At 31.8% G+C, this 13,315-nt stretch carries 13 protein-coding genes; 12 read left to right on the plus strand and 1 reads right to left on the minus strand.

Annotated elements, in window-relative coordinates:
- Positions 1-95: 95 nt before the first annotated feature.
- From LNP81_RS19910 to LNP81_RS19950, 9 genes are all read left to right on the plus strand, one after another.
- Positions 96-1,313 (plus strand): MDR family MFS transporter, encoded by a 1,218-nt coding sequence (locus tag LNP81_RS19910; RefSeq protein ID WP_230038900.1) that lies wholly within the window; start codon positions 96-98, stop codon positions 1,311-1,313.
- Between the two features lie 370 nt (positions 1,314-1,683).
- Entirely contained in the window at positions 1,684-2,052 is a 369-nt protein-coding gene (locus tag LNP81_RS19915; protein ID WP_065449473.1) for a BlaI/MecI/CopY family transcriptional regulator, read from the plus strand.
- Positions 2,053-2,058: 6 nt separating this feature from the next.
- Positions 2,059-4,071: a M56 family metallopeptidase gene (locus LNP81_RS19920; RefSeq protein WP_230038902.1), complete on the plus strand. Its 2,013-nt coding sequence runs from the start codon at positions 2,059-2,061 to the stop codon at positions 4,069-4,071.
- A 50-nt stretch (positions 4,072-4,121) separates the two neighbouring features.
- Positions 4,122-5,717 carry a M56 family metallopeptidase gene (locus LNP81_RS19925; protein ID WP_230038904.1) on the plus strand — a complete coding sequence of 532 codons (1,596 nt, stop codon included), beginning with the start codon at positions 4,122-4,124 and terminating at the stop codon, positions 5,715-5,717.
- 27 nt (positions 5,718-5,744) lie between these two features.
- A complete protein-coding gene (locus LNP81_RS19930) occupies positions 5,745-6,113 on the plus strand; it encodes a BlaI/MecI/CopY family transcriptional regulator (protein ID WP_230038906.1) in 369 nt (122 codons plus the stop codon).
- A 5-nt stretch (positions 6,114-6,118) separates the two neighbouring features.
- Complete coding sequence (locus LNP81_RS19935) at positions 6,119-7,969, plus strand: M56 family metallopeptidase (protein WP_230038908.1); 1,851 nt, start codon at positions 6,119-6,121, stop codon at positions 7,967-7,969.
- Positions 7,970-7,990: 21 nt separating this feature from the next.
- Positions 7,991-9,439, plus strand: a complete 1,449-nt coding sequence (locus tag LNP81_RS19940) for a serine hydrolase domain-containing protein (RefSeq protein WP_230038910.1) — start codon at positions 7,991-7,993, stop codon at positions 9,437-9,439.
- An 84-nt stretch (positions 9,440-9,523) separates the two neighbouring features.
- Positions 9,524-9,664: an SsrA-binding protein gene (locus LNP81_RS19945; protein WP_173973125.1), complete on the plus strand. Its 141-nt coding sequence runs from the start codon at positions 9,524-9,526 to the stop codon at positions 9,662-9,664.
- A 115-nt stretch (positions 9,665-9,779) separates the two neighbouring features.
- Positions 9,780-10,625: an EamA family transporter gene (locus tag LNP81_RS19950; protein WP_230038912.1), complete on the plus strand. Its 846-nt coding sequence runs from the start codon at positions 9,780-9,782 to the stop codon at positions 10,623-10,625.
- 92 nt (positions 10,626-10,717) lie between these two features.
- Here the strand turns inward: LNP81_RS19950 and LNP81_RS19955 are convergent, their stop codons facing one another.
- On the minus strand, positions 10,718-11,272 hold the full coding sequence (locus LNP81_RS19955) for a fasciclin domain-containing protein (protein WP_230038914.1): 555 nt from the start codon (positions 11,270-11,272) through the stop codon (positions 10,718-10,720).
- A gap of 211 nt (positions 11,273-11,483) precedes the next feature.
- Here LNP81_RS19955 and LNP81_RS19960 point away from each other — a divergent pair, with 211 nt between their 5' ends.
- Genes LNP81_RS19960 through LNP81_RS19970 form a run of 3 tightly spaced genes read left to right on the plus strand, consistent with a single transcriptional unit; the run spans position 11,484 to position 13,116 of the window.
- A complete protein-coding gene (locus LNP81_RS19960; RefSeq protein ID WP_230038916.1) occupies positions 11,484-12,017 on the plus strand; it encodes an ExbD/TolR family protein in 534 nt (177 codons plus the stop codon).
- Positions 12,018-12,048: 31 nt separating this feature from the next.
- Complete coding sequence (locus LNP81_RS19965) at positions 12,049-12,573, plus strand: ExbD/TolR family protein (protein ID WP_230038918.1); 525 nt, start codon at positions 12,049-12,051, stop codon at positions 12,571-12,573.
- 12 nt (positions 12,574-12,585) lie between these two features.
- On the plus strand, positions 12,586-13,116 hold the full coding sequence (locus LNP81_RS19970; protein ID WP_230038920.1) for an ExbD/TolR family protein: 531 nt from the start codon (positions 12,586-12,588) through the stop codon (positions 13,114-13,116).
- Positions 13,117-13,315: the final 199 nt, after the last annotated feature.

Consider the following 13,315-nt stretch of genomic DNA (forward strand, 5'->3'; position numbering starts at 1 on the left):
TTGAAATTTTGAGCAAAAATAGTTTAAAAGTAACAAAGCAGCAACCTGTGATCCCTACAAAGTTTTGTAACTTTGCTGCAAATAACTTATTTATAATGCTCAAGACCGCTTTTAGTCACTACATCAATAATTTTAAAGGATTTTCAAGAGAAATTTGGATACTTACAATTGTCACTTTTATCAATCGTGCGGGAACGATGGTGCTTCCTTTTTTATCAAAATATTTAAAAGAAGATCTTCAGTTTACTTATAATCAAGTGGGATGGATTATGGTAGCCTTTGGTTTAGGATCAATGTTAGGATCCTGGCTTGGCGGAAAATTATCTGATAAAATTGGTTTTTACAAAATCATGATTTTTAGTTTATTTACGAGCGGAGTCTCACTTTTCTTTATACAATATATTACCACATTTTGGACTTTGTGCATTGCCATGTTTGTTTTAATGACCATTGCAGATATGTTTCGTCCGGCAATGTTTGTTTCGCTTGGCGCTTATGCCAAACCAGAAAACAGAACTAGAGCCTTGACTTTAGTTCGTTTAGCAGTAAATTTAGGTTTTGCCGCCGGTCCTGCGTTAGGAGGTTTGATTATTATGGGAATTGGATATTCAGGTTTGTTCTGGATTGATGGAGCTTCGTGTATTATCTCGATTTCGATTTTTGCTTTATTGGTTAAAGAAAAGAAAAAAGTGATTCATGAAGACAAAGCTGAAAGTGCAGCAGCAATAAAGTCGGTTTTTCATGATAAAATCTTTTGGGTTTTCTTGTTTGTGAGCTTTGTTACGGCTATGATATTTTTTCAGCTTTTTACGACTTTACCTTTGTATCATAATGAAAAATTTGGCCTAAGCGAATTTCAAACCGGATTATTAATGACCTTAAACGGACTTTTAATCTTTGCGCTGGAAATGCCAACAGTTGGTTTTATGGAAAGAAAAGGATTTCCTAAAATTAGGATTATCATTCTTGGATCGTTTATAATGTCACTCAGTTTCTTTTTATTATTAATAAATGTCTGGGCTGGAATTCTCGTTATTAGCATGATTTGCATTTCGATTGGCGAAATTCTAACGTTTCCGTTTTCGAATGCTTTTGCTTTAAGCAGAGCTCCAAAAGGTCAGGAAGGCCGCTATATGGCACTTTATACGATGAGTTTTAGCTTGGCACATATTATTAGCTCAAAAGTTGGTTTTGAAATTATTTCCAGATTAGGCTATCAAATCAACTGGCTTTTTATGGCTTGTATAGGAGTTTTTGCAACGCTTTGTTGTTTATGGATTAGAAAGGCTTTGCTAAGAGAAAAGGTTACTTAAGGTTCTATTTTACTGATTTACATTTATCTGGCAAATTTTACCGCAATTCCGATAGCTATCGGGAGCTAAGATTTACGCAAAGTTCGCTAAGTTATTTTAAGGTGATATTTTTATAAACATAAAGTTCGCAAAGCTTTTTCAACACAAAGCTTTGCGAACTTTTTTATTTAATAAAATCACACTTTAGATATAAAAAACTTTGCGCTCTTTGCGGTAAAATTTTCATCCTCCATTTTAATCTAAAAATCATACAATTATGGATACGCTTATATTATTTAAAAACAATTAAACTTCTTTTTTAGTTAAATAACTATTTTTATAGTTGCGTAACTAGAAAAATAGTTGTAGGTTTGAATTAAAATAAAAAAACATGCAAAAGTTAACCAACAAGGAAGAGGAAATCATGCAAATTTTATGGAAACTTAAAAAAGCATTCGTAAAAGAAATACAAGCAGAGATTACTGAAGATCAACCACATTACAACACGCTTTCTACGATTGTGCGCAATCTTGAAGAGAAAGGTTTTGTGGGTCATAATGCATTTGGAAATACGCATCAGTATTATCCAATAGTTACTTTAGAAGCTTATAGTAAAAAGTACATGAAGACTGCAATCGACAACTATTTTAATAGTTCGTATAAAAATATGGTTTCGTTTTTTGCCAAAGAAGAAAAAATTTCGGCAGCAGAATTACGTGAAATTTTAGCTATGATCGAAACTCCAAAAGAAGAAAAATAAATTATTATGGAAGCATTTTTCATATTTATCGCAAAATCCTGTGGACTATTAGTTTTGTTTTATTGTGCGTATTATTTTTTACTGCGCAAAGAAACTTTTTTTACTAGTAACAGATGGTTTTTATTGGCTGGGCTAATTACTTCTATTGTATTGCCATTTTTGGTTTACACCAAAGAGATATGGGTTGACCCTACTCCAATGATAAATTTAAATGTTTCCCAAATCAATGTCAGTCAGCCGATAGAGGAATCTTTTGAAATAAATTGGAACTATGTATTTCTTGTCCTATATAGTATAGGTTTCCTGATTTTTGTATTCAAATTTTTAATTGATTTTAGAAGCTTAAACTCCGTTTTAAAAGGAAAAAAAATATCACAACAAGCTGACTTTAAATTTATTGATACTAAAGAAAATATTGCACCATTCTCTTATTTCGACTATATCGTTTACAATTCATCAATGTACACGACTGTAGAATTAGAGAATATCATTGAGCACGAAAAAGTGCATAGTGAGCAAAATCATACTTTCGATGTACTTATCTCAAGAGTATTCTGCATTCTTTTCTGGTTCAATCCGGTTGTGTGGCTTTATAAAAAGGCAATTACCCAAAATCTTGAATTTATTGCAGATAAGGTTGCTGCACAAAGAATAACCGATAGAAGATCATATCAATACACCCTTTTAAAAATAACAACACATGAAAATTGTGTTGCCATCACCAATCATTTTTATCAATCATTAATCAAAAAACGAATCGTTATGTTAAACAAAAATCAATCAAAAAAACGAAATTCCTGGAAGTTTTGTGTTGTTGTTCCTGCACTTGTTGTGTTTGTTCTTTTATTTCAAATTGAGACTATTGCGCATGAAAAACCTCAATTGGTAACTGTAAAAAGCAATACAGAAGGAATTGATGTTTTTAAAATCACGAAAACAACTACAGATGAGGAATTCAATCAAAAAGTAAAAACGCTGAAGGAGAATTTTGACATTACAGCTTCTTTTTCAGATTTGGAAAGAAATTCAAAAAATGAACTAATAGCAATTAAAGTCGAACTAAAAAAAGGAAATGAAATTGCCAGGCAAATGCAGGTAGAAGGAAACAATGCCATCAAAGCTTTTGCAATCATTATCTCTACACTTGAAAACGGAAAACTAACAGTAGATTTTAAAACTGATGAAACTGCGATTACCAATGAAAATATACAAGCTTTAAACAATTCGGCATTAACCGGAGAAAAAGAAATTTTTATTAATGGTGAAAAAGCGACTGAGGCAGAACTAAATAATTTAGATTCTAAAGAAATTGAGAGTATGGATGTTTCGAAAAAATCAGGCAAAGCAACCATCAAAATCATTACTAAACATCTTACGAAACCAATTAAAATTAGTGACAAAGAAATTTATATTAATGGTGTAAAATCAAACCAAAAAGAATTATCAGATCTGGATCAAAACACAATTGAGAGTGTTGATGTAAATACTAAAGGAAATACAATTGAAATTACCACAAAAACGGTAACCAATAGTAATGATTCTAAAACAACTGCTAATGTTGTAACAATTTCAGGCCAGCAAGAAAAGCCTATTGTTTTAATTAATGGTAAACTTACCAGTCCTGATTTTGACATGAATGATATTGACCCTAACAAAATAGGCAATATGAATGTTTTGAAAGGACAAAAAGCAACGGAAAAATATGGTTCAGACGGAAAAAATGGCGTGATAGAAATCATTACTAAAACCCCAACAGACAAAGACGGAAATGAAAAAAGAATTTATAGAGGATATCCAACGATTAAAAGCTCTACTAGCGAATCATCGACTACTATAAAATCAGATACTAAGGGCAAAAAATTAATAATTGTTGACGGAGTAATAGTAACAGATAAAAGCATGAATGACCTAAATTCTTTAGACATTGAAAAAATGCAAATCTATAAGGGGGCTGAAGCTATTGCAAAATATGGAGAAAAAGGAAAAGATGGTGTAATTGTTATTACTACGAGAAAATAATTAAAACCCTGGTCTGTGACTGAAACTCCAAAAAAAGATAAATAAATATTATGGAAACACTTTTCACATTTATCGCAAAATCAAGCGGATTGCTAGTATTGTTTTATTGTGCTTATTATTTTTTACTGCGCAAAGAGACTTTTTTTAATAGCAACAGATGGTTTTTATTGGCCGGATTAATTACTTCTATTGTATTGCCTTTTATAGTGTATACAAAAACAGTTTGGGTTGATCCTACTCCGCTTTTAACGGATAATTTTCAAAATTATACTTCACAGTCAGTTGATACTACATCTTTTACAATCGATTGGAATTTAATTTTAATAGCTGTTTATACTATTGGATTTCTGGCATTAGTAATAAAATTTGCTTTTGATTTTTATAGTTTAAATACGGTATTAAAAGGCAAAAAAGTAAAGCAACAAGCTGATTTTAAATTTGTAGATATCAACGAAAATATTGCTCCTTTCTCCTACTTTGATTATATCGTTTACAACTCATCACTGTACAGCGCCTCAGAGTTAGAAAGTATTCTTGAACATGAAAAAGTGCATAGTGAGCAAAATCATACCATAGATGTTTTAGTATCGAGAGTATTTTGTGTGTTATTTTGGTTCAACCCTATTATTTGGCTTTATAAAAAAGCCATTTTGCAAAATCTTGAGTTTATTGCAGATAATGAAGCAGCACAAAAAATATCCGACAAAAAAGCGTATCAATACACGCTTTTAAAAATAACAACACATGAAAATTGTGTTGCCATTACCAATCATTTTTATCAATCATTAATCAAAAAACGAATCATTATGTTAAACAAAAAACAATCAAAAAAGAGAAATTCCTGGAAGTTCTATGTTGTAATTCCGGCACTTGCGGCTTTTGTTCTTTTATTTCAGGTTGAAGTAATTGCAAAAGAAAAACAACAAATTATAAAAGATCTCTCAGGAGAAATTAAGTCTGTAGATGTCTACAAAATCAAAAAGAATGCTACAGATGCTGAATTAAAAGAGATAAAAGAGAAACTAAAATCGATTCATAATATTGACTTTAAAGCCTCTGAAATAAAAAGAAATGCCGAAAACAATCTTACTTCACTTAAAATTGAGATCAAAAACGGCAAGCAGCAAGCCCAATCTATTCAAACTGGAGGAAATAAACCAATTGAAGATTTTGGAATAGTCGTTACAACAGATAAAGACGGTAACAAAAAAATAGGTATTCAAACTGGTGATGAAACAAGTAAAGATCAAAAAACTTCAAATACCAAAAAAATAACAATACACCAAGACACCAACGGTAACATTAATACTGACAAAAATGTTAAAAATAATCATACTTCTAATAAAAGCACTAGTACAAGTACTAGTACAAATATTGTAAGCGCTGATGCTGCTAATTCTTATAGCTACAATATAAATAGTAACGTTAAAAACGGAACCGTTATAACAGTTTCTTCAGAAAATGCACAAAAATCAGAACCATTAATAATTGTTGATGGTATTGTAATTACGTCAAATAATAGTACAGAAGACCTTCAGAAACTTAATATCCAATCAATGAATGTTTTTAAAGGTCCTGAGGCTTCAAAAAAATATGGCGAAGAAGGTAAAAACGGAGTAATTGTAATAGAAACTAAAAAAGAATAGTTTCTATTACTTAAAAAACTAAAAATCATGCAAAAGTTAACCAATAAAGAAGAAGAAATCATGCACATTTTATGGAAGCTGAAAAAGGCATTCGTAAAAGAAATACAGGCAGAGATTATTGAAGACCAGCCACATTACAATACGCTTTCGACAATTGTACGCAATCTTGAAGAAAAAGGTTTTGTAGGTCATGTTGCTTTTGGAAATACGCATCAATATCATCCGGTAATTACGCTGGAGACTTATAGCAAAAAGTATATGAATACCGCAATTGACAACTATTTTAATAGTTCATATAAAAATATGGTGTCGTTTTTTGCCAAAGAAGAAAAAATTTCGGCAGCTGAATTACGCGAGATCTTAGCTATGATTGAAACTCCTCAAGAAGTACAATAATCGTTATGGAAGCACTTTTTACCTTTATCGCAAAATCAAGCGGATTGCTGGTATTGTTTTATTGCGCTTATTATTTTTTATTGCGCAAAGAAACCTTTTTTACCAGCAGCAGATGGTTTTTATTGGCTGGACTAATTACTTCAGTAGCTTTACCTTTTTTGGTTTACACTAAAGTTGTCTGGATCGAGCCTGCTCCTGTTGAAGTTTCGGCAGCAAATGAAAATTTTAGCGCTGTTTCTGATTTAAAGTATACTCAATTTCCAGTTTCTCATCATATTGAAAATGAATCTTTTGATATTAATTGGAATTATATACTGCTGGCTATTTACATCATAGGTTTTATAGCTTTGATAATAAAGTTTGCCATTGATTTTTATAGTTTAAATACCGTTTTAAAAGGTAAAAAAGTACAACAACAAGCTGATTTTAAATTTGTAGATATCAACGAAAACATTGCTCCGTTTTCTTATTTTGATTATATCGTATACAACTCATCAATGTTTACGCCATCAGAATTAGAAAATATTATTGAACACGAAAAAGTACACAGCGATCAAAATCATACCGTAGATGTATTGATATCGAGAGTTTTTTGCGTACTGTTTTGGTTCAACCCAATAATCTGGCTGTATAAAAAAGCAATTCTGCAAAATCTTGAATTCATTGCAGATAGCGAAGCGGCCAAAAAAATATCCGACAAAAAAGCGTACCAATACACGCTTTTAAAAATTACAACACATGAAAGTTGTGTTGCGATCACCAATCATTTTTATCAATCATTAATCAAAAAACGAATTGTCATGTTAAACAAAAATCAATCAAAAAAGAGAAATTACTGGAAGTATTACGCTATAATTCCGGCACTTGTGGCTTTTGTGCTTTTATTTCAAATTAATACAATCGCACAGGAAAAAGAACGAAAAGAAGTTAAGAAAGTTACTGAGAAACAAGACCCGTCTTATGTTTTCAAAATTCAAAAAAATACAACTGATCAGCAATTAAAAGAAATGGCTGAGGACTTTAAAAAACAACACAATATTGATGTTGTAGTTTCTAATGTAAAAAGAAATACTAAAAATGAGTTAATCGCCATTAAAGTTGAGATTGCAAAAGGTACAGAAAATGTACAAACTTTAGAAATCGACGGTGATGAACCTATACATGACAGCGGAATAGCAATTACAACAGAAAATAATGGTTCTAAAAAAATAGGTATTGTTACTGGTGATTCAATTGAAAAACCAATGGTTGCCGGAAATCACGTTGCAGAAGTAAATCAAAAGAATACCTCGAATGTTTCTGCGGGAGCTGTAACCCCTCCTACGCCTCCATCTCCTCCTGCGTTTCCTGCCGGACCAATGCCGCAAGCGCCTAACGCTAATTTTAAAATGCCCAAAGCTCCTGTAGCTCCGGCAAATTATAAAGATAAAGCTGCAATGGCCAAGTTTGAAAAAGAAATGGCTGAATTTGAGAAAAAAATGGCCATTATTGAGCCACAAATGGCGGAGTACGAAAAGCAAGTAGAAAAATTGATGTCGCAAAGAGAAGCTATTTACGAGAAAGAAATGGCTAAATATGAACTTGCTATGGATAAATTTAATACCGATATGGATAAATTTAATCTCGACATTGAAAAGAAGTATGGAAAAGATTCTAAAACATACGAAGCGAACATGGAACAATTTGAAATTAACATGAAACAACATGAAATTGACATGAGACAACGCGAAAAAGACATTAAACAAAAGGAGAAAGATATAAAACTGCAGGAAAGAGACATGAAACTGCAAGAGAGAGATATGAAACTTCATGAAAGAGAATTAAAAAGAATAGAAAAAGAGAATAAAAGATCTTAATTCCTAGCCCAAAAAACATACATGAAAAACTCATTTTTTATTCTATCACTCCTACTCGTTTTTAATTTAACGTTTAGTCAAAAAAAGGAAGATCAATTAACCGAACAAAAAATTGACAATTATATTAAAGAAGTAATAGCAATAAATGAAATTCCCGGAGTTGCATTGGGCGTTGTAAAAGACGGCAAAGTTATTTATGAGAAATATTTTGGGAAAGCCGTTCTGGAAGAAAACAAAGCAGTGGATAAAAACACTGCTTTTAAACTCTTTTCTACAACTAAGCTTATTACCAATATTGGTGTGTTTCAGCTTATCGAAAAGGGGAAATTATCATTAGAAGATCCTATCTCTAAATACATTGACAATCTTCCTAATGAATGGCAAACGATACAAGTCAAAAACCTTTTGTCACATTCTTCTGGTTTGCCTAATATTATTAGGTTCGAAGACATAAAGATTACGATGTCTTTTGATGAAAAAATGGCGATTTTAGCTAAAAAACCAATGGAATTCGTTACTGGAAATGAATACAGTTATAATCAGACCAATTATTTGTTTCTAACCAAAATCATGGAGAAAATCACCAGTATAACTTTTGAGAATTACATTTTGCAAAATCAGTTTCCGGCAATACAATCGGGTATTTATTTTTCTTCGAATTTTGGAGAAAACAGACCTAATAGTGTTCCTAGATATAATTATAATATCGAAACTAAGAAATATGTAAGAAGCACTTCAAACTTTGGATATGATGCCCATTCTGCTAATGGCTTAAACATTACTTTACAAAACTTTATACGCTGGAACGAAAACCTCGATAAAGATGTTTATCTTAATAAAGAAACTAAATATTCGATGTGGAAGCCTTTTACATTTGCCAACAATACAGATCGTTTTGCTTACGGCTGGGAAATTGTTCCTGTAAATAAAATTCTTTCGTATGGGTTTACAGGAGGAAACGAAACGGCATTTAGAAAATTTCCTGATAATAAACTGACGATTATATTTTTAGCAAACGGGCATAAATATTCTAATTTATATGTTCAGAGTCAGGTAATCAATCATGTGGCATCAATTGTAGATAAATCCTTGACCGATGAATATTATCTCGCCGGTGAAAAAATCAATCAGAACTTTTTAAAATTAAATATCGAAGAAGCAAAGCAAAATTATCTAGATACAAAGAAAAGTCATCCTGATTGGGATTTTGAGTACAGATTAAACATTATTGGCTATACATTAATAGATCACGGAAGAATAAGTGACGGCATCAAAGTTTTAGAATTAAACACAATAGAAAATCCTAAATCCGGAAATGCATTTGATAGTTTGGCTGATGGCTATTTTAGAAATAATCAGTTCGAAATTTCAAAAGAAAATTATAAAAAGTCACTGGAACTAAAACCTGATAATGCTAACGCAAAAGAAATGCTGGCAAAAATAGATAAGCTTCTCGAAAAGAAATCATAAAGCTTATTGTAGTAGAAATTACCCAAAAAAGACTTTGCCCAACCGCAAGGTCTTTTTTTATATCTTTGCAAAAATTAAAATGCCATGTATAAAATTTTAGCCAAAATCAATAAAGTCCTTTTACCTAGTTTTACCAAACAAGGTTTAGACATTTCGAAAGCAAAAAAATGGCAAATGGCTATTATTGGTTATCGCGCTTTTGTTACAAAACGTGCTGTAGAATAATCAAAAAAAACACTATCCTTTATATTAAAGAGTTGAACTCAATTTCAACAATGCCTCTTGGAGATAGAAATTATTGCTTTGCAAATACATTTCTTATTCTCATCAATTATTTCTAATGAAGAACAAAGATTTCAACATCCCTCCTATTTACGCTGTACTTTTAGCTATCGTAAGTGTACAATGTGGAGCAGCAATTGCCAAAAGTTTATTTCCCGCAATTGGAGCAGCCGGAACAGCCTCTATCAGAATTGGCGTGTCGGCTATAATTTTATTATTGGCTTACAGGCCAAATCTAAAAACAATTACACCAAAACAATGGAAAATAGTTGTGCCTTATGGTTTGTGTTTAGGTGCAATGAACCTGGTTTTTTATTTATCAATAGAAAGAATTTCTATAGGATTAGCGGTTACGCTAGAATTTATTGGGCCTTTATTAGTAGCTATAATTGGGTCAAAAAGATTAGTTGATTATTGCTGGGTGATATTAGCAGCGATTGGAATCGCTTTAATCGCCCCGTGGACAAATGAAGGTATCGATCTTTTAGGAGTTTTCTTTGCGCTTTTGGCCGGTGCCTTGTGGGCAACCTATATTGTTTTAGGCGGAAAGATTTCTCAAATCATGAACGGTGGTCAGGCGGTTTCAACCGGAATGTTGTTTGCGGCAATTTTAATCCTGCCTTTTGGTTTTTACGAAAACGGATTATCGCATCTTACTCCAAAACTTTTGGGTATGGGTGTAGCGTTGGCCCTTTTGTCAAGCGCAATTCCGTTTACACTTGAGATGAAAGCTTTAGGACAGCTTCCTCCCCGAACTTTTAGTATTTTAATGAGCTTAGAACCTGCCGCAGCTTCTATTTGCGCTTTTATATTCTTACAGGAAAAACTTAATATATATGAAATTGTGGCTGTTTTTTGTGTTGTCATTGCTTCGGCCGGATCTACATTAACCGCTAAAAAATAAGTTATTAAACTTCTGATAATTAAAAATTCCAAATTCCAATTTAAAAGTTGGGATTTGGAATTTTTAATTTTTGGGTTTTAATAAAGCAGTTATTATTTTTTAGGTAATAAAACTGTATCTACTACATGAATTACACCATTAGATTGATTCACATCTGCAATAGTAACTTTAGAATTGTTTCCGCTTTCGTCCGTGATGTATAAATCTTTACCTTTCATCCAGGCAGTAAGAGTTCCACCGCTAACCGTTTTAAAAGTAGCTTTACCTTTTCCTGCTTTAATTGCTTTAGCAATATCTGAAGAATTCATTTTTCCTGCAACCACATGATAGGTCAAGATCGTTTGCAACATTTTTTTGTTTTCTGGTTTCAATAATGTTGTTACAGTTCCTGCCGGCAACTTGTCAAACGCGGCATTTGTTGGGGCAAAAACGGTGAATGGTCCTTTACTTTGTAATGTTTCTACCAAATCAGCAGCTTTTACAGCAGCTACAAGTGTAGTGTGATCTTTTGAGTTTACTGCATTTTCAATAATATTTTTATTTGGGTACATTGCAGCTCCACCAACCATTACAGTTTTTTGCGCAAATGATGTAAATCCAAATCCTAATGCTAAGATTGCTACTGCTAAAAATTTTCTAGTTTTCATAATTAATATTTTAAGTTATAAGCTCATTTACGCGGTAATAATTGTTTTGGTTTTATTAAATCTTCAAAAAAGTTTAAAAAACATTGAAACATCTTTAAAAAAGTCTGTAAAACAAGCTTTTAATACCTAAAATTATTTTTTATTATTTTTAAATTCGACTTGATCAATATGTTAATTTTATTGTTAACTTTAGTAAATAAATTCATCTTTTATGGAAAATCTACCTAAAAAAATCAGAAGTAAAAAGTTAAGTACAAGAGTTGATTTAACCGCAATGGTAAGTGTTTCTTTTTTATTGATTATCTTTTTTATGGTCACCATTGAGTTGGCTAAGCCAAAAGTTGTTGATTTAGGCTTACCAGATAAAGATTGGACGTACGGTAACGGTACATGGATCAGTTGTGGTGGTGGCGAAAGAACTGTCACTCTACTATTAGGTAATAATAATAAATTAATATCCTATATGGGATTTATGGAAAATCCAATGGCTCCGGTGAGAGAAATTAGTTATGGCAAAGATGGTATTAGAAAAGAGCTTTTATTAAGAAATAAAAATATGCTTGAGTATTCCGCTCAATTAGGAAAACCCGGAAGAGGAATTACTGTTATTATTAAGCCAAGCAAAGAATCTAATTACAAAAATTTAGTCGATATTCTGGACGAAATGGCAATTGCTAAAATTGATACTTATGCAATTGTAAATGATTTTACGCCAGAAGAATCAAACTTATTAGCTGCAAAATAAAGTTCTAGTTAATCAATTAATTTCATCTGTCATGCAAAATCTACCAAAAAAAATAAGAAGTAAAAAGTTAAGTACGAGAGTCGATTTAACCGCAATGGTAAGTGTTTCTTTCTTGTTGATTATCTTTTTTATGGTTACCATTGAGTTGGCTAAACCTAAAGCAGTTGATTTAAGTTTACCTGATAATAGAACAATTGTTTGTGGTCCAATAACACGTGAAGGAGAAAATAGATCAATAACTGTAATGTTAGGTGAAAATAATAAATTGATATATTATATGGGTATTTTAGAATCTCCAATGATTGCTCCAAAAGAAATTAATTATGGTAAAGACGGAATTCGAAAAGAACTGCTAAAAAGAAAAAATAGTTTGCTCCGATATGCTTCTAAAGGTACAAAACTAGAAAGCATAACAGTAATTATCAAGCCAAGCAAAAAATCGAATTATGGAAATCTTGTTGATATTTTAGATGAAATGAAAATTGCAAATATTAGTACTTATGCAATAGTACCTGAATTTACACCGGAAGAATCAAAATTATTAGCTTCAAATTAAAACATTTCAAACATGCAACATCTGCCTGAAAAAATAAGAAGTAAAAAGTTAAGTACACGAGTTGATTTAACTGCAATGGTTAGCGTTTCGTTCTTGTTAATTATATTTTTTATGGTTACGATTGAATTATCAAAACCTAAAGTTTTAGAATATGGAACACCTGATTGTGATGATTGCGGTGAGAGATATGGTTGTAACATGCCTGATGAAAATCGATCAATGACAATACTCCTTGATGGTAATAATAAAATGATTACATATTGCGGTTTGTTATCATATCCAATTGACGCACCCAAAGAAGTAAAATATGGTGAAAATGGAATTCGTCAGAAATTGTTAGAAAGAAGCAAAAAAGTTTACGAATATTCAGCAGAAAGAGGCAAACGAGGAAGAGGTATAACTGTAATTATTAAACCAAGTAAAAAATCTAATTATGGTAACTTGGTAGAGATTCTTGATGAAATGAAAATAACAGGGATAAAATCTTATGCAGTTGTTGATTATTATACTCCTGAAGAAACAAAATTATTAGCTGAAAAATAATCCAAACTTCTTTTGAAAATTACTGCCTTAGCCCAGATAGAAGGGAAAATCCTTTTGTGTCCGCCGCGGCGGACATAAAAGATTGGAATGATAGCTGGAAATAGCTCCTAAAGAAGAACTTTAAATTATTAAATTCCAAATTCTAATAGAAACGCGCTTCTCCCGAAGCCTCGGGACGCTCAGCGTGACAACTTGAAAC

Source organism: Flavobacterium piscisymbiosum, assembly GCF_020905295.1.
Classification (GTDB): Bacteria; Bacteroidota; Bacteroidia; order Flavobacteriales; family Flavobacteriaceae; genus Flavobacterium; species Flavobacterium piscisymbiosum.